Source organism: Pseudomonas indica NBRC 103045 (assembly GCF_002091635.1).
Classification (GTDB): Bacteria; Pseudomonadota; Gammaproteobacteria; order Pseudomonadales; family Pseudomonadaceae; genus Pseudomonas_M; species Pseudomonas_M indica.
In genome coordinates, this window is the sequence record NZ_BDAC01000019.1 from 113,472 (window position 1) to 134,434 (window position 20,963).

Annotated in this window: 13 protein-coding genes; 4 read left to right on the top strand and 9 right to left on the bottom strand. The window is 66.4% G+C overall.

Annotated features, from left to right (window positions below; translation table 11 throughout):
* Positions 1 to 187: 187 nt before the first annotated feature.
* Complete coding sequence (locus tag PIN01S_RS20215) at positions 188 to 1,540, top strand: nucleobase:cation symporter-2 family protein (protein ID WP_084338305.1); 1,353 nt, start codon at positions 188 to 190, stop codon at positions 1,538 to 1,540.
* Between the two features lie 337 nt (positions 1,541 to 1,877).
* Here PIN01S_RS20215 and malK read toward each other — a convergent pair whose 3' ends face one another.
* The 8 genes from malK to malE form a co-directional block, all read right to left on the bottom strand.
* Positions 1,878 to 2,993: a maltose/maltodextrin ABC transporter ATP-binding protein MalK gene (gene malK / locus PIN01S_RS20220; RefSeq protein WP_084338307.1), complete on the bottom strand. Its 1,116-nt coding sequence runs from the start codon at positions 2,991 to 2,993 to the stop codon at positions 1,878 to 1,880.
* A 13-nt stretch (positions 2,994 to 3,006) separates the two neighbouring features.
* Complete coding sequence (locus PIN01S_RS20225) at positions 3,007 to 4,635, bottom strand: alpha-glucosidase (protein ID WP_084338309.1); 1,629 nt, start codon at positions 4,633 to 4,635, stop codon at positions 3,007 to 3,009.
* A 143-nt stretch (positions 4,636 to 4,778) separates the two neighbouring features.
* Positions 4,779 to 5,495 (bottom strand): DUF4198 domain-containing protein, encoded by a 717-nt coding sequence (locus PIN01S_RS20230; protein ID WP_084338311.1) that lies wholly within the window; start codon positions 5,493 to 5,495, stop codon positions 4,779 to 4,781.
* A gap of 27 nt (positions 5,496 to 5,522) precedes the next feature.
* Positions 5,523 to 7,640 carry a TonB-dependent siderophore receptor gene (locus PIN01S_RS20235; RefSeq protein ID WP_244506043.1) on the bottom strand — a complete coding sequence of 706 codons (2,118 nt, stop codon included), beginning with the start codon at positions 7,638 to 7,640 and terminating at the stop codon, positions 5,523 to 5,525.
* 258 nt (positions 7,641 to 7,898) lie between these two features.
* Positions 7,899 to 10,643, bottom strand: a complete 2,745-nt coding sequence (gene malT / locus PIN01S_RS20240) for an HTH-type transcriptional regulator MalT (protein WP_084338313.1) — start codon at positions 10,641 to 10,643, stop codon at positions 7,899 to 7,901.
* A 235-nt stretch (positions 10,644 to 10,878) separates the two neighbouring features.
* Positions 10,879 to 11,769: a maltose ABC transporter permease MalG gene (malG, locus tag PIN01S_RS20245; protein WP_084338315.1), complete on the bottom strand. Its 891-nt coding sequence runs from the start codon at positions 11,767 to 11,769 to the stop codon at positions 10,879 to 10,881.
* A 19-nt stretch (positions 11,770 to 11,788) separates the two neighbouring features.
* Positions 11,789 to 13,351, bottom strand: coding sequence for a maltose ABC transporter permease MalF (gene malF / locus PIN01S_RS20250; protein WP_084338317.1), 1,563 nt, complete (start codon positions 13,349 to 13,351; stop codon positions 11,789 to 11,791).
* A 57-nt stretch (positions 13,352 to 13,408) separates the two neighbouring features.
* A complete protein-coding gene (gene malE / locus PIN01S_RS20255; RefSeq protein ID WP_084338319.1) occupies positions 13,409 to 14,596 on the bottom strand; it encodes a maltose/maltodextrin ABC transporter substrate-binding protein MalE in 1,188 nt (395 codons plus the stop codon).
* Between the two features lie 400 nt (positions 14,597 to 14,996).
* Between malE and PIN01S_RS20260 the strand changes: the two genes are divergently transcribed.
* Positions 14,997 to 16,079, top strand: coding sequence for a protein kinase family protein (locus PIN01S_RS20260; RefSeq protein ID WP_084338321.1), 1,083 nt, complete (start codon positions 14,997 to 14,999; stop codon positions 16,077 to 16,079).
* 258 nt (positions 16,080 to 16,337) lie between these two features.
* Here the strand turns inward: PIN01S_RS20260 and PIN01S_RS20265 are convergent, their stop codons facing one another.
* Positions 16,338 to 17,996, bottom strand: a complete 1,659-nt coding sequence (locus PIN01S_RS20265) for a glucan 1,4-alpha-maltotetraohydrolase domain-containing protein (protein ID WP_084338323.1) — start codon at positions 17,994 to 17,996, stop codon at positions 16,338 to 16,340.
* Between the two features lie 412 nt (positions 17,997 to 18,408).
* Here PIN01S_RS20265 and PIN01S_RS20270 point away from each other — a divergent pair, with 412 nt between their 5' ends.
* Positions 18,409 to 19,686, top strand: coding sequence for a maltoporin (locus tag PIN01S_RS20270; RefSeq protein WP_084338325.1), 1,278 nt, complete (start codon positions 18,409 to 18,411; stop codon positions 19,684 to 19,686).
* A gap of 95 nt (positions 19,687 to 19,781) precedes the next feature.
* A complete protein-coding gene (locus PIN01S_RS20275; protein ID WP_084338327.1) occupies positions 19,782 to 20,717 on the top strand; it encodes a MalM family protein in 936 nt (311 codons plus the stop codon).
* The last annotated feature ends 246 nt before the right edge of the window (positions 20,718 to 20,963 follow it).

The window sequence follows — 20,963 nt, forward strand, 5'->3', positions numbered from 1 at the left end:
CACATCGGACAGTCCGTAGCGCGGCTTTTTTTCTACCCGAGCAGTCCCCGGCAATACCCCGGTCGCCGCAGCCCAGCGCGCCGACCGACAGCGACCCGAGGCCGTTCCACCCCGTGCCGCCAACCGCTCCGCCGCCGTCGCGGACGAACAGCCTCCGAACAACAACAAAAGCGTCGAGGTGTTTTGCATGACCCAGCCGAGTGAGCCCGCCGTTCCCCTCTCCCCGAACGAACAGCGCCTGCCGCCCCTGCAACTGCTGCTGGTGGCCATCCAGCACGTGCTGCTGATGTACGGCGGCGCCGTCGCCGTGCCGCTGATCGTCGGCCAGGCGGCCGGCCTGTCGCGGGAGGAAATCGCCTTCCTGATCAACGCCGACCTGCTGGTGGCCGGCATCGCCACGGTGGTCCAGTCCCTCGGCATCGGTCCTCTCGGCATCCGCATGCCGGTGATGATGGGCGCCAGCTTCGCCGCGGTCGGCAGCATGGTGGTGATGGCCGGCATGCCCGGCGTCGGCATGCCGGGCATTTTCGGCGCGACCATCGCCGCCGGCTTCTTCGGCCTGCTGATCGCCCCCTTCGTCTGCAAGATCGTGCGCTTCTTCCCGCCGCTGGTGACCGGCACGGTGATCACTTCCATCGGCCTTTCGCTGTTCCCGGTGGCGGTCAATTGGGCCGGCGGCGGCAGCGCCGCCACGCAGTTCGGCGCCCTGCAATACCTGGCCATCGCCGCCCTGGTGCTGGTCACCATCCTGCTGGTGAATCGCTTTTTGCGCGGTTTCTGGGTCAACGTCTCGGTGCTGATCGGCATGGCCCTGGGCTACGTGCTGGCCGGCGCCTTCGGCATGGTCGACCTGTCCGGCATCGGCGCCGCGCCGGCGATGCAGGTGGTGACCCCCAATCACTTCGGCGCACCGGAATTCCAGCTCGCGCCGATCCTGTCCATGTGCCTGGTGGTGGTGATCATCTTCGTCGAGTCGGCCGGCATGTTCCTCGCCCTCGGCAAGATCACCGGCCAGGAGGTGGACCCGCAGAAGCTCCGCCGTGGCCTGCTGTGCGATGCCGGCGCCTCCTTCCTGGCCGGCTTCATGAACACCTTCACCCATTCCTCGTTCGCCCAGAACATCGGCCTGGTGCAGATGACCGGCGTGCGCAGCCGCTACGTGACGGCGGTGGCCGGGCTGTTCCTGATCGGCCTCAGCCTGCTGCCCAAGGCGGCCTTCCTGGTCGCCTCGATTCCGCCGGCGGTGCTCGGCGGCGCCGGCATCGCCATGTTCGGCATGGTCGCCGCGACGGGTATCAAGATTCTCCAGGAAGCGGACATCGGCGACCGCCGCAACCAGTTGCTGGTGGCAGTGAGCATCGGCCTGGGCATGGCGCCGGTGGTACGCCCCGAATTCTTCGCCCACCTGCCGCACTGGATGGAACCGATCACCCACAGCGGCATCGCCATGGCGACCCTCAGCGCGGTGACCCTGAACCTGCTGTTCAACGTCCTCGGCGGCCGCGAACGCGCCACCCTGAGCGGTGCGGCGTTGCATTGAGGATCGGTGCGAGGTGGGCGAATGGATTCGCCCCACACGAAAGCCGCGGGTCTGCACGGACTGCCCCCTCGCCCCTTTGGGGAGAGGGCTGGGGTGAGGGGGCGGTGTCGAGCCGTGCAGATTTCGTACGCATACTGCTGGCGAAGCTTTTTGCATGACGTTATCGCGAGCAGAGCTCGCTCCTACGAAAGGCAAAGCCAGATTCCCGTAGGGACGAATTCATTCGCCCGGCGAAGCGGCGTGGGAGCGAATTCATTCGCGATTGGCGGAACCTCATGGCCACCTCATCGCGAATGAATTCGCACGCGGAGACCCCCGAAACGGGTGCCCGGACACCTCACCCGTAAATCGCCGGCTCCCGGTAATGCCGGCGGCAGGCCTCGCCGTCGGCGCGGAACAGGTGGCATTTGTCGGCCCGCAGGCCGGCGGCGAGGGGCTGGCCCGCCTGGACCCGGCGGTTGCCGTCGCCGCGCAGGGTGAGCATCGGTTCGATGCCTTCCACCACCAGGTGCAGCAGGTTGTGGTCGCCCAGGCGCTCGGCCACGGCAATCTCGCCGTGGAAGGAGAAGTCGGCCTGCTCCGCATCGACGAAATGCTCCGGGCGGATGCCCAGGGTCAGCGCCTCGCCGGGAGCGATGCCGCTGCCGTCCACCGGCAGGTCGAGCCAGGAGCCGCCCGGCATCTCCACCCGCACCGATCCGGCATCCGCCGACACCGCCGTCACCGGCAGGAAGTTCATCTGCGGCGAACCGATGAAACCGGCGACGAACCGATTCTGCGGGTAGTGGTACAGCTCCAGCGGCGGGCCGACCTGGGCGATGCGGCCGGCATTGAGCACCACGATCTTGTCGGCCATGGTCATGGCTTCCACTTGATCGTGGGTCACGTAGATCATGGTGGACTTGAGCCGCTGGTGCAGGCGCGAAATCTCGATGCGCATCTGCACCCGCAGGAACGCATCCAAGTTGGACAGCGGTTCGTCGAAGAGGAACACCTTGGGCTCGCGCACCAGGGTCCGGCCGATGGCGACCCGCTGGCGCTGGCCGCCGGACAGGTCCTTCGGCTTGCGTTCGAGCAGGTGGTCGAGTTGCAGGATGCGCGCGACCTCCTCGACCCGCCGGCGGATCTCCGCCTTGCTCACCTTGGCCAGTTTGAGACCGAAGGCCATGTTCTCCGCCACATCCATGTGCGGATAGAGCGCGTAGGACTGGAACACCATGCCCACCGAACGCTCCATCGGCGGCAGCTCGTTGACCCGCTCGCCGTCGATCAGCAGCTCACCGGAGGTGATCTCCTCCAGGCCGGCGATCAGCCGCAGCAAGGTCGACTTGCCGCAGCCGGACGGGCCGACGAAGACCACGAACTCGCCATCGGCGATATCCAGGTCGATACCCCGGGTGATGGGGATGTCGCCGTAGCTCTTGCAGATGTTGCGCAGGGTCACACTGGCCATCGTCTGTCTCCCTTCAGCCCGCCAGGCGGGCGAATGCGAATCCGTGGGCGGGCAAGTTTACCGAGCTTCCCTGGAAGGTCGCAGTGCTGGCCGGCACATCCGCCAGCGGCTCGAGCCGCCCCGGCAGACTGTAGAGACGCGGACTGTCGCCCAGGTTGAACAGGCACACCCAGGTCTCCTCGCCCAACTGGCGCTCGAACACCAGCAGCGCGTCGTCATGATGCAGCATACGCATCTCGCCGCTGACCAGGACCGGCTGCTCGGCGCGCCAGCCGAGGAAACGGCGGTAGATGTTGAGCATCGAGTCCGGGTCGCGCTCCTGCTCCGACACCGCCAGCGACCGGTGTGCCTCGGCCACCGGCAGCCAGGGCTTGGCATGGCTGAAGCCGGCATGCTCGGCCGTGGCGCTCCAGGGCATCGGCGTGCGGCAACCGTCGCGCCCCTTGAATTCGGGCCAGAAGCGGATGCCATAGGGATCGACCAGATCCTCGTAGCGCAGTTCCGCTTCGCTCAGGCCCAGCTCCTCGCCCTGGTACAGGCACACGCTGCCGCGCAGGGACAACAGCAGCGCCATCAGCAGGCGACCGCGCGCCGGCTCCGGCTGGCCGTTCAGCGCCCAACGGCTCATCACCCGCACCACGTCGTGGTTGCCGGTGGACCAGCAGGGCCAGCCGTCGCCCAGTTCAGCCTCGACGCTCTCCAGGGTACGGCGGATGAACGCCGGGCTGCACTGCTCGGTGAGCAGGTCGAAGGAATAGGCCATGTGCAGGGTGTCGCCACCGCCGGTGTAGGCGGCCATGGTGCGCAGCGAGTGATCGCAGCCGATCTCGGCGACGCTGGCGCTGCCGGGGTAGCGCTCCAGCAGGGCGCGCAGGCGGCGCAGGAAGTCGAGGTTCTCCGGCTGGGTCTTGTCGTACAGGTGGCGCTGGAAGGCGTAGGGGTTGTCCGCCCGCACGCCGATGCTGCCCTCGCGCACCTCGGTGTTCGGCGGGTTGTCGCGCAGCAACTTGTCGTGGAAATAGAAATTCGCCGCATCCAGGCGGAAGCCATCGACGCCGAGCTTGAGCCAGAACTCCATGTCGTCGAGCAACTGCTGCTGCACGGCTTCGCAGTGGAAGTTCAGGTCCGGCTGGCTGGACAGGAAATTGTGCAGGTAGTACTGCTTGCGCCGGCTGTCCCAGGTCCAGGCCGGGCCGCCGAATACCGACAACCAGTTGTTCGGCGGCGTGCCGTCGGGCCTGGCATCGGCCCAGACGTACCAATCGGCCTTGGGATTGTCGCGGCTGGAGCGGCTTTCCGCGAACCAGGCATGCTGGTCGGAGGAATGGTTGAGCACCTGGTCGATCAGCACGCGGATATCCCGTGCGTGGGCAGCCTGGACCAACGCCTTGAAGTCGTCGAGCGTGCCGAACAGCGGATCGACGCCACGATAATCGGACACGTCGTAGCCGAAATCCTTCATCGGCGAGGTGAAGAACGGCGACAGCCAGATGGCATCGATATTGAGGCTGGCGATGTAGTCGATCTTCTCCAGCACGCCGCGCAGATCGCCCACGCCGTCGCCGTTGCTGTCGAAGAAGCTGCGCGGATACACCTGATAGATGACGCCGCCGCGCCACCAGTCGTTATGGGGAACAGTCATTACAGCGAGCCCTGGAAGAATGAAGACGGGCTCACTCTAGGCAGCGCGACGTTCCGCCACATCCTCCCGCGACGGATTCCTCGGGGAGGATGAGCCGGGCGTAGGACGGGCCGGCCCTGGAGGATGAGGCCGGCCCCCGCGGCTCAATGGTGATGACTGACGAAACTCAGCGACGCGAACATGCCGCGCACACGCGCATCCGGGTCGTCCGCCGGCACCTCGGTCGAGGCGCCGATCACGTTGAGGCCATTGTTGCGTACCTTGACCTTCGCCTTGCCCTGGGCATCGGTGGTGGCGGCCACATGGTCCGGGTCGTTGATGCAGTCGTCGTAAAGCTCGATGCCCGCCGCCGGCTTGCCGTCCACCAGCACCTGCACCTCCAGCATCTCGCCGGCTTCCACCGTCAGCGGGTCGCGCTGTGGGAGGATGGCCAGTTTCAGCGGTTCCAGCGGCGGCAAGGTCGCGCCCTTCTCCAGCACCGCCAGGCTGTACTTGAAGTAGCGGCCGGACTCGAGCGCGCCGGGCACCTGTGTTTCGCCGAGGTTCACCCAGCGCTCCGCCGCGTTGCGGGTCCAGTAGCCGTTGTCCATGGCCACGGCGAGCAGCGCCGGCTTCGCCTCGGGCTTGAGCCGGGCATGGTCCGCCAGCCGTTCGACATGCACCGGAATGGCCTTGCCCTCGCCGTCATAGGCCCAGGCGCCGGCGATCTTCTTCGGGTCATAGGCGTCGTCCTCGGCGCCATGGCCGTAGACCACTTCGATATGGCCACGCCGCTCCTCGGTCCAGAGGCCATGGGCGGAAGCCTGGCCCATGGCGAAGGTGCAGAGGGCAGCGAACAGCAGGGAATACCGGGTTTTCATCGTGTTTCTCCGTCGTGGTGCAGCCGGTCACAGGCTCAGGGACAGGCTCAGATTGAGGTTGCGTGGCTCGCCGGGTGCGATCCAGACGTTGCTGTAAGAGCGCTCGTAGTACGTCCGGTCGAAGGCGTTGTTCAGGTTGAGGCCGAGGGACAGGTTCTCGTTGACCCGGTAGCGGGCGAGCAGGTCCACCGTGGTGTAGGCCGGCAGTTCGAAGGTGGTGTCGCTGGCGCTGCCGGCCCGGTCGCCGACGTAATTCACCGCGCCGCCCAGCTCCAGGCCGCGCAGGTCGCCGCCCTGGAACGCGTAGACGGTCATCAGGCTGCCGCTGTGGCGTGGGATGTTGAGCAGCCGGCTGCCGGGCTCGAGGGTGTTGTCCTCGGTCACCTCCGCATCGACGTAGGCATAGGCGCCGATGACGCGCAGCGCGTCGGTGAGCTGGCCGGTGAGCTGCAGGTCGACGCCACGGCTGCGGACCTCGCCGGCGGCGATCTGGAAGGCGGTGTCGTTCGGGTCGGCAGTCAGCACGTTCTCCTTGGTCAGGTGGAACGCCGCCAGCGTCATGCCGAGGCGACCATCGAGCAGGTCGAATTTCAGGCCCGCCTCGTAACCCACGCCCTGCTCCGGCTCGAAGGCCGCACCGCTGGCATCCGCCCCGCTGTTGGGCTTGAACGAGCGCGAGGCATTGGCGAACAGCCCCAGCTCCGGGATGAACTGGTACAGCACGCCAACCCTGGGTGTGACTTCATCCTGTGTCTGCGATTGCCGGGTGCTGCGGAAATCTTCCTCCTGCCGCTGTTCGTAGCGGTCGTAGCGGGCCCCGATCACCCCGAACAGCTTCTCGCCGAAGCGCATCTGGTCCTGCAGGTTGAGCGCATAGGCATCGACTTTTTCGTGCCTGTCGGTGCTGCGTCCGGTCGGCCCGGTGCTGAATGGCGGCCTCGGCTGGCCGTATACCGGGTCGCGGATATCGATGCGCGACACCGGGCGCGAGCGCAGCAGCAGCTCGTTCTTGGTGTAGCGTTCGTATTCGCTGCCGATCAGCAACTGGTGCTCCACCGCCCCGGTTTCGACGAAGCCGCGCAGTTCCAGCTGGGTGATGCTGTCGTGCCAGTCGAAGTCGCGGTAGCGGAACTCGCGATTGAGGGTGAAGCCATCGCCGGCCAGGCTGTTCGCCTCGGTGGCGTAACCATGCAGGCGGCCGCGCTTGTAATGGCTGGCCAGGCGCAGCGTCCAGTCAGGGCTCAGGTCGTGTTCCAGTTCGGCCTGCAGGGTGTCGTTGTCGTTCTCGATGTCGCCGTCGCCCGGTTCGCCGAAGAATCGCGAGCGCGGTACCGAACCCAGATGGTTGCCCGGCGCCACCACGCCGCGGTCGAATACCTGGCGATTGCGCACCACCTCGGCCTGCACCAGCAGGCGGGTATCCGGCGTCAGCGCCCAGCTGAGCGATGGGGCGACGAACTGCCGTTCGCTGGCGCCGTAGTCGCGGAAGTCCTTGTTGTCCTCCACCGCGACGTTCATGCGGTAGAGCAGGCTCCCGTCGTCATCCAGCGGCGTGTTGACGTCCAGCGTACTGCGGTAGCGATCCCAGCGACCGGCGCTGAGGTCCAGGCGGGCGAAACGCTCCTGTTGCGGACGCTTGCTGACGATATTCACCGTGCCACCCGGATCGCCCCGGCCGTACAGGCTCGACGCCGGCCCCTTGAGCACCTCGATGCGCTCGACGCTGGCCGCGTCCTGAGTGTTCATGTAGCCGCGGTTGGCGCTGAAGCCGTCCTTGTAGAACTCCGACGTGGTCAATCCGCGCACGCTGTACTCGAACATCGTCAGGCCGCCGAAGTCGTTCTGCCGGGCGACGCCACCGGCGTAGTCCAGGGCCTTCTCGATACGCGGCGTATCCAGGTCCTCCAGCACCGTGGCCGGCACCACGCTGACCGACTGCGGCACCTCGCGCAGCGGCGTGTCGGTCTTGGTGGCACCGGAGGAACGCTCCACCCGGTAGCCCTTGTCTTCACCGGCGCCCCGCCGCTCGGCGGTGACCGTCTGCGCCTCGAGCACCGCGGCATCCTCCGCCTCGGCGGTAAGAGGGTTGCTTGCCAGGCCGAGCAGCATGCCGGCCATCAGGAATCGTCCAGGGGGTAGGTTCATGACTGCATCCGATTTTTATGTAATAACATAACATTATGCGGATGCGACGAAGCGGTGCCAAGACGGCAGAAGGTGGGGTTTAGAGGTGCGGCCTGGGACGTTGTCCACCCGGATTGCGCCAGGGCTTATCCGGACTACGGACGGAACGCCCACACATAACCACCCGTAGGGTCGAATTCATTCGACCGACAACGCCCCGCGGGCGAATGAATTCGCCCCTACACGATAGCCGCAAGCCCACACGAACGGCCCCTACCCTCAATCCCCCTGGATCTTGCTCAACAGGCTGCGCGCCAGTTGGACGGCCTCGCTGCGGTGGGTGATGTTGAGCTTCTGGTAGAGGCTGCGGATGTGCGTCTTGATGGTGGTCGGGGCGACGTTCAGGTGTTCGGCGATCTGCTCGTTGGACTGCCCGGCATGGATCAGGCTGAGCACCTGCCACTCGCGGCGGGTCAGCGGCGAATGGCGGATCAGCTCGGGCACGTCCGGGCGGTTAATGATGTCCTGGATCACCGCCTCGTCGAGGGTGATGCGGATCGCCTTGCCGAAGTCGCGCTGCTGCTGGGCCAACTGGATCAGGCGGTCGGCGCGCTGGCTTTCCAGCTCGTCCAGGCGGCGCTCGTGCTGCAAGGTCTTGAGCATGACGATGAGCAGCTTGCCGACCCGCAGGAAGCTGCCGATGGCGCCGGTGGTGCTGGCCAGGGTCAGGGCCTTGTGCAGATGGTCCAGGGCCTGCTGGCGCTCTTCGCGCTGCCAGTGCAACTGGGCGAGCAGGATGTGGTTGCGGTTGAGGTCCATCACCAGTTGGTGGCGCTCGGCATCGACCTGGAGCTGGCGCAGGATCGGCAGCGCCTTGTCGTTCTGCTTCAGCGCCAGGTGCGCGCGGGCATGGTTGCGGCCGTTGTACTGGGCGAAGTGGTTGGCCCCCGGCTTGAGCGGCGGCGCAGTGCACAGCCACTGTTGGATGGCGTCCTTGTCCTGGGTCGAATCCCAGTAGGTGAGCATCACCGCGTGGGCGTTGGCCAGCCAGTCGACGTGGTAGTCGTCGGCAGCCAGCAGGCTTTGCAGCTTGCCGATGTAGTCGGCGCAGACGCTCTGCTGGCCACGGGCATGGGCCACGCTGGCGAGCAGCGCGTAGCTTTGCAGGAACCAGCGGCTGCCGACCGTATCGAGAATCTCGATGCCTTGCAGCGCGGACTGTTCGGCGGCATCCAGGTGGTGCCACTCCCAGAGCACCTGGCCACGCACCCGGTGGATGAACTCCATCACCGGCGTCGCCGGCAACTGCTCGCGCTCGATGTACTGCAGCGCCCGCTCCTGCAGGTTATAGGCCTTCTGCAAGTGGCCCTGGGCGATGGCGATCTCGGAGAGCTGGCCGAGGCTCCAGAGCGCCGGCAGCGACGCGTTGATCTCCCGTGCACGGCGCTCGGTGGCCTCGTGCTGCTTCTGCGCCTCGGCCAGGTTGCCCTGGACGAAGTGCGCCTCGGCCAGCACCGACATCGCCACCACCCGCGAGGTGCGCATGACCAGCGGCTCGCAGGCCAGGGCCTCGTGCACCAAGCTCATCGCCCGCTGCTGGTCGCCCTGGGCGATGGCGATCTGCGCGCGCACCGCCTTGTAGTCGGCGCCCAGGCGTACCCACTCCTCCGCCGAAAAGCGCGCCTGCTGGACCTGCTCGCCGGCCGCCAGCCAGCGCTCGGCCTCGTCGAAGCGCAACTGGTTCTGCGAGATCCAGGCCTGCAACAGGGTGAACAGCGGCGACTCGGCGATGCTCTCGGCGGGCAGTACCTCCAGGCAGCGCTTGAGCAGCGACAGCCGCCCCTGGCGATAGAACTGCCGGCCGTGGGCCTGCAGGACCTGCCCGACCCGCAGCGGATCGCGGGCCAGCACCGCATGGCGTGCGGCCTCTTCCGGCATGTTCTCCACCAACAGCGCCTCGGCCGCGCGCAGGTGCAAGGCAGCGATGCGCTGCGGCTGGTGAGTGCTCAGTTCGCCCTGGAGAAAACAGGCGAACAGCGGGTGATAGGCGAACCACTGGCGCAGATGGTCGGCCGGCTGGATGAACAGGCCGCTGCGCTCCAGGCGCTCGATCATCTCGCGCCCATTGCGACGCTCGGTGAGATGGTCCGCCAGGGACGCGTTGAAGCGCTCCAGCAGGCAGGTGGACTGGAGGAAATCCAGGGTCTCGCTGTCGAGCCCGTCGCTGACCTGCTCGCGCAGGTAGTCGCGGATGAACGGGTGCCCCAGTTGCAGGCTGTCGAGGAACAGGTCCATGCCGCGTCCGGTCTGCACTTCCTGCAACGCCAGTTGCAAGGCGCTGGGCCAGCCACCGATACGGCGATTGAGGCGCTCCACCTGTTCGCGGTTGACGGTGATCGGCAGGCCGTGGGCGAGCACCGCCTGGACTTCGTCGTTCTCGAAGGCGAGCTGGCTGGCATCGAGGGCGAGCAACTGGTGCTTGACCCGCAGCTCGGCCACCCCCAGGTCGGGCAGACCCCGGCTGCACACCAGCAGCGTGAGCCAGGCCGGCATGTTGCGCAGGAAGAAGCGCAGGGCACGGATCGCCTCGCGCTCGGTCAGCGCTTCGAACTCGTCCAGCACCAGCAGCAACGGCGCGTGCTCCGGCGGCAGTTCGGCGAGCAGGTGAGTGACCAGGCTGTCGAATGGCTCGCGCTCCCGCTCCGCCAGCAGCAGGCTGCGCGGGCAGCCCTCCTCGAGCTGGCGATCCAGGGCATGGACCAGGTAACGGCCGAGCTGGCGCGGATCGTTGTCGCTGGCATGCAATTGCAGCCAGGCCACCTTGCCGGCGAACGCCTGCGCCCACTGGCAGGCCAGGGTGGTCTTGCCGAAACCGCTGGGCGCCTGCAGCACCGCCAGGCGTACGTCCGGCAGGCGCTGCAGCCATTCGTCGAAGCGCGGCCGCTCGATCAGCCCACGCGGCAGGACAGGCATCGCCAGCTTAGCGGGAATCAGCGGCAGCGGTGCGGGCGGCGCGGCGTTCATGGAACTCTCCCGTTCGTTGTGGTTATCCGGGCAAGGGCGAAGCATACGACAGGCGATGGCGGCCAGGCCTTGGACGAATTCATTGCCCGACCATTGCCATGGGCGAATTTATTCGCCCAACCACTGCCCCTACGCAAGCCTCCCGCCCAACACCCCGTAGGAGCCAGCTCTGCTGGCGAAAAGCTTCGCGAGCAGAGCTCGCTCCTACAGGTATCGGTGATCCGATCCCCCAGCCCTACCCCTTCACCCCGCCGGCGGTCAGGCCGCCGACGATCCACTTCTGGCAATACAGGAACACCAGGGTGATCGGCAGGCCCGAAAGCACCGCCGCGGCGGCGAAGTCGCCCCACAGGTAGTTCTGGTCATAGAGGTACTGTTGCGCACCCACCGAAAGGGTCAGCTTGTCCACGTCCATCAACAGCACCGAGGCCATGGGGTACTCGGTGATGGTGGTGATGAAGGCAAGGATGAACACCACGGCGAGGATCGGCACGCTCATCGGCAGGAGGATGTGGAAGAACGCCTGCCAGGTGGTGGCGCCGTCGACGATGGCGGCCTCCTCCAGCGAGCGGTCGATGCTCTCGAAATAGCCCTTGATGGTCCAGATATGCAGGGCCATGCCGCCCAGCGAGGCGACGATCACCGCGCCGTGGCTGTTCACCCCGAGCCAGCCGATGTGCTTGCCGAGCTGGTCGAACAGCGCATAGATCGCCACCAGCGACAGCACCGGCGGGAACATCTGGAAAATCAGCATGCCCTTGAGGATCGTGCCCTTGCCGGTGAAGTGCAGGCGGGCGAACGCGTAGGCGCTGGTGGTGGACAGCAGCAGGATCAGCGCCGAGCTGATCACCGCGATCTTCACCGAGTTCCACAGCCAGGTGAGCACCGGGAACGGCGGGTTCACCACCTGGCCGTCGGCCTGGGTATAGGGGATGCCCAGGGCCAGCGACCAGTGCTCCAGGGTCGGGCTGTCGGGGAACAGGCTGCCGGTGGCGAAGTTGCCCTCGCGGAACGAGATCGACACCACCATCAACAGCGGGAACAGGATCACCGCGATTGCCGCCAGCAGCCCCAGGTGGGTCAGCCAGAGGCGGTATTTCACGGACTTGGGTTGCACCATGGCCATCGGTGTTTCCTCGAAAAAGTCAGACCTTCACTTTCGTGAGCTTCAGGTTCAGCCAGGCCATCGCCCCCACCAGGATGAAAATCAGGGTGGCGATGGCAGCGGCCAGGGCGAAGTTCTGCCCGGAATCCTGGAAGGCGATGCGGTAGGTGTAGCTGACCAGCAGGTCGGTGGTGCCGGCCGGCGTGGTGGCGCCGATGATGTCCGGCCCGCCGCGGGTGAGCAGCGTGATCAGCACGAAGTTGTTGAAGTTGAAGGCGAAGCTGGCGATCAGCAACGGCGCCAGCGGCTTGATCAGCAGCGGCAGGGTGATGCGCAGCAGGTTGTCCAGCGGTCCGGCGCCATCCAGTGCCGAGGCCTCGTAGAGGTCGCGTGGGATCGCCTGCAACAGCCCCATGCACAACAGCAGGATGTACGGATAGCCGAGCCAGGTGTTGACGATCAGGATCATGCAGCGCGCCAGGGTCGGATCGCTGAACCAGTCGGGACGGATGCCGAACAGGCCGTTCAACAGCAGGTTGATCTCGCCGAAGTTCTGGTTGAACAAGCCCTTGAACACCAGGATGGAAATGAACGCCGGCACCGCATACGGCAGGATCAGCATCAGCCGGTAGAACGGCTTGCCGCGCACCAGCTCCCATTGCAGCAAGCTGGCCAGGGTGAGGCCGACCACCAGGGTAAAGAGCACGGTGAGCCCGGCGAAGGCCACGGTCCAGGCGAAGATTTGCAAGAAGTTCTGGCGGATGTCCGGGTCGGCGAGCACCCGGGCGAAGTTGCTCAGGCCGGTGTAGACAGTGAAGCCGGGCGCCACCTTGTGCCCCTCGGCATCCACGTAGAAGCCGATCTCATGGTTGGCGACCAGTCGCTCGCCGCTGCGGTTGTCGAGCAGGTCGCCATTGCCCAGCAGGCGATACTGCGGCCGGGCCTCGGCCATCTCGCGCAGGCCGTAGAGGCGCAACAGCTCGCCTTCCGGGCTGCGCAGCACCCAGCGCTCCAGTTCGGCACGGCGCTTGATCACGTCGCGCAGCGGCAGCGGCTCGCCGAGCGATACCTCGCTCTCCGGCTGCAAGCCGAGCGGTTCGCCCTGCACCGGCTCGCCTTCCAGCGGTGGCGACACCAGCACGCCCTGGGCGCCGAGGTCGATGCGCAGGCGCGGGCCGTCCTCACTGTCGTGCAGGCTGAAGGGATAGCGGTCGCCGGCGACGTAGGTCTGGCCGAGCAGGTAACGCTGGGCCTGTTCGAAGCTCAGCAGGTTGGTGCCACTGTAGTTGGTGAAGCCGATACCCACCGTGTACAGCAACGGAAAGATGACGAAGGTCAGCATCCCCGCCAGCGACGGATAGATGTAGCGATGCGCATAGGTGCGGCGGCTGATGAACACGTAGCTGGCGATCCCCGTCACCACCAGCCCGAGCAGGGCGAAGGCGATCTGCCGCTGGGCATAGAGAGCGACCACCAGGTACAGCGCCAGCGCATTGAACAGCAGCCAGAGGCTCCAATGCAGCATCTTGCGAAACGAGGGATAGCGCAGCGATTCGCTCATGACGGGGCCGGCTACTCCGGCAGGGGCATTCACAACGGACATCTTGTTTATAGCCTCATGGCGCGCGGCGGGCGACCCGGGGGCCACCCACCGCTGGGTTCACTTGGCGATACGCTTGGCAGCGTCGTTCAGGGCGTCATCCACCGACTGGCGGCCCGCGGTGATATTGCCCAGGGCCGGCTCCATGGACGACCAGAACGCCCCCATCTCCGGCACGTTGGGCATCGGCTGGCCCTGCTGGGCACTGTCGAAGGTGGCCTTGATCAGCGGGTCGTTGGCCAGTTCGGCCATGTAGGTCTTGTTCACCACGGCGCCGAGCGGCACGTCGGCGTTCACCGTCTTCAGGCCCTCGACCTGCAGTAGGTAGTTCTCGAGGAACTCCACGGCCAGGGCATGGTTCGGGCTGGCCGCGTTCAGCGTCGCCGCCATCACCCCGGAGAACGGCCGGCTGGGCGCACCGCCCACCGACGGGATCGGCGCCACGCCGAAGTCGATGCCGCTCTTGCGGATGTTCGACCAGGCCCAGGGACCGCTGATGAACATCGCCGTCTCGCCCTTGTTGAAAGCCGCCTCGGCCGCGCTGTAGTCGGCACCGCGCGGCATCACACCCTCGTCGATCAGGCGCTTGAGGACTTCCGCCCCCTGCTTGGCACCGGGCGTATTGACCCCGGTCTGGCTGACGTCGTAGCCGTTCTCCGTGTCGCGGAAGGCATAAGCGCCGTTGGCCGCCAGCATCGGCCAGGTGAAGTAGGTGTTGGTGTAGTCCCAGAGGATCGCGCGCTTGCCGTTCTTGGCCAGCTCCTTGTTGAGGGCGAAGACGTCCTCGAAGGTGCTCGGCGGGGTTTTCACCAGGGCCTTGTTGTAAATCAGCGCCGGCGCCTCGACGGCGATCGGATAGCCCCACAGCTTGCCCTTGTAGCTCACCGCGCTCCAGGCGAACTCGGCGGTTTCCTGCTTGATTTTGGCGCTGGGTTCGACCGCGGCGATCAGCCCGCTTTGCGCCCATTCGCCGAGACGGTCGTGGGCCCAGATGAAGATGTCCGGCCCGTTGCCGGTGGCGGCGGCCTGCTGGAACTTGTCGGTGGCGGCGTCGGGGTGGGCGACCTCCACCGGAATACCGGTGTCGGCGGTGAACTTCTCGCCGACCTTGGCCAAGCCCTTGTAGCCCTTGTCGCCGTTGATCCAGACCACCAGCTTGCCTTCCTCGATGGCCGCCTGGGCCGGCAGTGGCAAGTTCAGCGTGGCGGCCAGGCCGATGGCGGCCGCACCGAGCAGTTTCTTGTTCATTGATGCTTGTCCTCGTGGCTTCTTATTGTTGATCCACAGCACTGCGCGCCGAAGCGCTCCGCAGTCCCTGCATGGTCAGCCAGATGCGCCCGCGCCGCATCCTCCCCTCCTCAGCCTCGGGGGGCGTAGAAGCGGGGCGTAGTCTGCCAGCCCGCGCCGAACGATGCGAAGCGGCCCGGCCCCGTCTCGGCCTGTCACATTCCACGTCGTCCGGCTGTAATGCCTGAGACGCAGCCAGACGACACAAATTCCCCAGCCCTGTAGGACCGAATTCATTCGCGAATGACCCTACACCTTTCGCGAATGAATTCGCTCCCACAGAAAGCTACCCCACCCTTTCCAGCACCGTAGCCCGGATAAGCGCAGCGCAATCCGGGAACACCCCAACCAGGAGCCCCCCATGACCCCGGAACAACAACGCCACCAGGCCCAGCTCGCCTTCGTTGCCAGCGGCGCGGACCTCATCGTCGGACGGGCCGCGGACTGCCCGCTGCCGGCCGAACGCCTGGCCGCCATCGAAGGCGGCGAACCCTATGTCCGCCAGCGCTTCCCCGGCGGCCTGACCGCCCACGTCTACCGCATCGAAGCCGACGGCCGGCACTGGACGCTCAAGCGCGCCCGCGAACGTTGCCTGGTACAGAACGTCGACGGCCAGACCAGCTTCCTCAACGAAGTCCAGCGCCGCGCCGACCTGCAGGCGCTCAAGGCCCGGCCGGGCATGGCCGAAGCCCTGTCGGCGGTGGTGGACACCTGCTACGCCAGCTTTCGCCAGGGAATCATCCTCTCGCCGTGGATCGACGGCGAGCAGGTCCGTGCATGGGATGAGCGACGCCTGCTGGAGCTGTTCGACGCCCTGCGCGTCCTGGTGACCAATGGCCTGTTCGAGTGGGACCTGTGCCCCGGCAACCTGCTCGACGACGGTCACATCCGCCTCTTCGACTTCGGCTACATGTACCGCTTCGACCCGCTGACCGCGTTCAACAGCAACGGCACCGCCACCCCGCAGATGCACGCGGCCGAGCGCTTCGAGACGCGCAACTACTTCGCCTGGCTGCTGGGCCTGGAACAACGCAGCGAAACCGAAGCGCTGGAGGCCTTCCGCCTGGAGAAAAGCATTGCCCTGGACTGCTACCGGCACCTGCGCCACGACCTGCTCGGACGCGGCGCCAACGCCACCGTCAACGACTGGCTGAGCGGCATCATCGACCGCTGGCAGAACGCGTTGGACAACGGGCTCGACGGCCTCTACCTGGCCGAGGCCTGGCGCTCCCACCGCATCGACCTGGCCGACGACCTCGGCGGGCAGACCTGCACGCCCTTGACCCTGGCGCGTATCGATTGGCTGGAACAGGCCGTGCACCGCCACTACCCCGACCTGCGCCGCCTCGACGCCTTTGCATTGGAAGACGGCGAACCGACAGCGGAGGCATTGCTGAGTGAACTGCGGGAAGCCAGGAAGCAAGCCGAAGCGTGGCAGGTGTGATTGGCGTAGGGTGGGTGAATAAATCCGCCCCTTCAGCCGAAATACCGTGGGAGCGAATTCATTCGCGATGGGCTGGAAGACGAATTCGCGGATGTCCACCGTCCGTACCACCCGCACCTACTTTCGTAGGAGCCAGCTCTGCTGGCGAAGCGTCCAAGCCCACCCCACGAAACGGTGTAGCCCGGAAAAGCCCCAGCGCAATCCGGGATGGGCCCCGGACTGCGCCCAGGCTTGTTCGGGCTACGAACGCGGCGACATTCAGAAGCTCCCCACCGTGCTCACCCCCTCCGCCGTCACCACCGAATTGTTCGCCCCCGGCTCCCAGCTCTTCACCAGGCTCGGGTCGCTCTCACTGCGGATGATGCACTTCCACTCGACGGTTTGTTGCGCCGGCAGGCTGATGGCGCCCTTCCAGGTCGGGTAGGCGCTGACGTCGGTCAGGCGTACCGCGCCGGCCGGGCTCCAGTTGCCGAGCTGGGCGGCGCTGCCCACCGCATAGACGCTGTCGCCCGGCTGGGTCACGCCGTTGTCGCAGCGGAAGTTGACGCTTACCAGGTTACCGCCACCCGTGCCGGTGCCGCTGGTCCAGATGCGGATCTGGCCGTTGCCCTGGTTGAGCGCCGACGAGAACGTGCCGCTGGCCACCTGACTCGGATCGTTCAGGTTGGAGTCGAGGGCGATCACCAGGGTCTTGCTCGTGCCGGCCACCGTCGCCACCAGCCCGGAATAGCCGGTATGGAACTGGATCGCCGAATCGGCCCGCACGCCCGCACCACGACGGATCTGGATCAACTGGCGGATCAGGTCGCCGTAGCCCCAGTCATACATATGCGGCCAATAGACCACCGGGGTACCGGGGCTGGACAAGGTATAGGCATAGGCCTTGCGGATCAGGTCGTCGCGCAGCGGCCAGTGATGTTGCCCGCCGTTCTGCCCCGGCGAGTAGCCGGTGTCGTGGTTGTCGACGAAGGTCACCGCCACCTCGCGCCAGCGCGCGTCGGGGTTGCCGTTCAAGCCGTTGCGCCAGTCGGCGATACCGCCGTTCTGCATGCGCTCCTTGAGGGCGAAGTCGAACACCGGGCACTTGGAGCGATCCGACCAGTCCTTGATCACCTGTTGCCAACTGGCGGTGTTGCGCCAGTCCCAGCTCGGATACTCGCCGGGTGCCTTCCACAACTCGCCGACGCAGAAGGCATCGTCGTGGGCCGCGGTCATCCAGCTATCCACCCGTTCCGGCGCGTAGCCGCGCACGAAGTCGAAGCGGAAACCGCCGGCACCATAATTGCCGCGCAGGTTGGCGAACTCATCGCGGAACATGGCGAAGTTCTGTGCGTGGCCGGTATTGAGGTCGGCATCGCCGCCCATGAAACGGTCGCCGTCGTCGCAGTCGTTGGGGTAGTTGCCGGGATCGGCACAGTCGTTGCGCCACAGTCCCTGGCCGGCGGGCAGGTTGATTTCCTTGTCCGGGTAGCCGCGGTTCATGTGGTTGGGCACCAGGTCGTAGAGCACCTTGACCTGGGCCGTATTAAGCGCGGCGGCAGCCTGCTTGAGCTGGCTGTCGCTGCCGTAGCGGCCGTTCTTATTGAAATCGTGCCAGAAGTAGCCCTCGCCACCGCCGGAGGTGCCGCTGGAGGCATCGCTCCAACTGGAGAAATCGCGCCAGGGCACCGGCATCCAGATGGCGCTGAAACCGTCCGCGGCAATGGTCGGGGCCATGTCGCGGAGGATGTTGTACCAGTTGTTCGGCGCCTCCCGGACCACGTTCCAGTGGAACCCCTGGAGGATGATTTCGTCCCCGCCGTGGTAACGCACGCCGGCGGGACTCTTGCCGGCGATATCGGCCAGGGCGTGGGAATTCATCAGCAACCACGGCGATACCGCCGCGGCCAGGCAAGCTGCGCGTAGATAACGACTCATCGTAAAGCTCCCTTCTTGTACTTGTTGGGTGAGCATCCGACTGCGGGAGACCTCTCCCCCGGATGGCGGGCAGGCCGCCGGTTCTCGGCGACCGGCCAATCCAGGCTGCACGCGCCGGTCGCACCGCCCAACCTCCCCGAGGCGTTTTTCGCCGGCGTAGTGGCCAGGCGTAGGCGCTCCCCGGCCCGCCGCCATCGGAACCTGGCAGCGGGGCCGGCGTAAATCCTCTGGCCGCCCCTCCCCCGCTTCGCTGGCTTACGCCCTGGCGCTCCTCCCGAAAAAAAGCGCCAGCGGGAGGATGTGCGGCCAACGGCCATCCCCGACGCTTGCCTCGACCGGCCACTTGGCCAGGAGGCAGGCGACGCCCGCCATCGCCTGAGAACAAAAACAAGAAACGAACGAAGGACCCGCCATGAACGACACCCATGCTGCATGCCTTTTCCGTCCCACTTGCCTCGCGGCCGCGCTGTTCGCGACAGCCCCCGCCCTGGCAGTGGATTTCCACGGCTACCTGCGCTCGGGAATCGGCGCCACCGCCGGCGGCGGTGACCAGGCGTGCTTCCAGGCTGCCGGCGCACCGGCCAAGTACCGCCTGGGCAACGAATGCGAGACCTACGCCGAGATCGGTCTCGGCCAGGAGTTGTGGAACGAGGGAGGCCGCAGCTTCTACCTGGACAGCATGATCGCCTACAAGTCCAACCAGGGTAACGACTGGGAAGCCACCGACAGCGACGACAGCAACCCCTTCTCCGATGGCACCAGCTCGATCCGCCAGTTCCACGTGCTCGGCAAGAACGTCCTCGATGCCTTCCCCGGCGCCACCCTCTGGGCCGGCAAGCGCTTCTACCGACGCAACGACGTGCACATCAACGACTACTACTACTGGGATGTCTCCGGCCCCGGCGCCGGCATCGAGGACATCGACCTCGGCTTCGCCAAGGCCCACGTCGCCTGGATGCGCAACACCGATGGCGACTGGGTCTACGACGGCACCGGCAGCGGCACCAACGTGGCCAACGACACCCTCGACGTGCGTTTCTCCGACATCGCCGTGAACACCGACGGCAAGCTGGAACTGGGCTGGGACTTCGGCAAGGCCAACCTCACCGATCTCCAGGAACAGGACCCCGGCTACACCAACCAGAAGGGCCATCTGGTGACCCTGCAGCACGAGCAGGGCAACTGGTTCGGCGGCTACAACCGCCTCGCCGTGCAGTACGGCACCGACGGCATCATCGGCAGCAGCGGGCGCAACACCACCGGCAACAGCGACGGCAAGATGGTCCGCCTGGTCAACCACGGCGTGGTCAGCCTCAGCGACGACATCGAAATGATGTACGTGCAAATCTACGAGGATAAGGACTTCGACAACGACTCCGGGCAGACCTGGGCCTCGTTCGGCGTGCGCCCGGTATACAAGTGGAACGACATCATGAGCACCGCCCTGGAGGTGGGCTACGACCGCATCGACCCGCAGGCAGACGGCGAGGAAACCCGCGACCTGACCAAGATCACCCTCGCCCAGCAGTGGTCCGCCGGCCGCAGCTTCTGGGCCCGCCCGCAGATCCGCGCCTTCGTCACCTACGCCAAGTGGGACGGCGACCGCTACAACGCCGCCAGCGAATCCATCGACGCCGGCGACGACGACGGCCTGACCTTCGGCGTGCAGGTCGAAGCCTGGTGGCAATGACCGGCACACGCTGATTTCACCCCACGCTGCTCCAAGCGGTTTGCCCCGGCCGTTCGCGGTCGGGGATTTTTCCTCGCGAACCCAACGAGAACACCATGAGCCGACTCAGAACACTCACACGGATCACCCTGGGTGCCGGCCTCTGCGGCCTGCTGCTCGCCGGCTGCAACGAGCCGCTGCGCCGCGCCGACGTCCTCACCCGCACCGCCGAACCCCTGGCAGTGTCGCGCAGCGAAGCCCTGCACGACCTGACCGCTGCCAAGGTCTGCTGCACCAGCCTGCGCGACCTGCCCTACACGCCACTGCCGGTCGATTTCTCCGGCAACGTGGTGATCGACCGCAGCGCACCGGCGTTCCAGTTCGACAGCGGCAAGAGCTTCTTCCGCGCCTTCGAGCTGCCGCTGGACAGCCGCTCCTTCGAAATCCGCCTGTACAGCGAAGCCGGCAAGACGGTGCTGGCCCCCAGCGCCATGCTGCTCGACAGCCACTTCCGCGTGACCCGCCTGCTCGGCCGCGAGGACTTCGTCTACCAACCCGCCGCCGGCCTGAAAGGCGACAGCCTCGACGCCCGCCTGCGCATCGACCGGCTGTACCGCGACAACCCCGGCAACGAGCGCTACCTGATTCTCTACACCGCCGAACAGGACCTGGCCGGGCAAACCACCCTGGAACACCCGGCCAAAAGCTTCGCCAAGGCACTCGGCAACCAACCGCCGAACATCCCCGACCCGGTGGCCCGGCATTCGCCGGCGGGGGTGATCAAGATGGTCCTGATCGAAGACCGCCTCGCCGGCCAGCAGGCCAACACCTACGTGCCGCCGCGCAGCGTCGGCATGGAAATGGGCAACCGCGTCCCCTCCCTGCCGGAACCCGCGGTACTGCCGGAAACCCGCGCCTACTACCGCCAGGCCATCGACGCCGCCCTCGCCACCCAGGACCTGGACCGCGCCCTGCGCCTGGCCGACGAAGCCACCCGCGCCGGCGACGACAGCGCCCGGCCATATCTGCTGGAACGGATCAGGGTGAAGTGAGGAAGGGCCGGAGCACTTGTAGGGGCGAATTCATTCGCCCGACATCGCCAAACCAGGCGAATAAATTCGCCCTACACAGACTGTCGGCCCCGCCCGGACTTCCCCCTCGCCCCTTTGGGAGAGGGTTGGAGTGAAGGGGCGGGATCGAGCCGGACCACTGCCCTGAACCACCCAATCCAGCTTGCTGGCAAACAGAGCCACTCGACCGGACCAAGCCTCCCCGGATTGCGCCAAGGCTTATCCGGG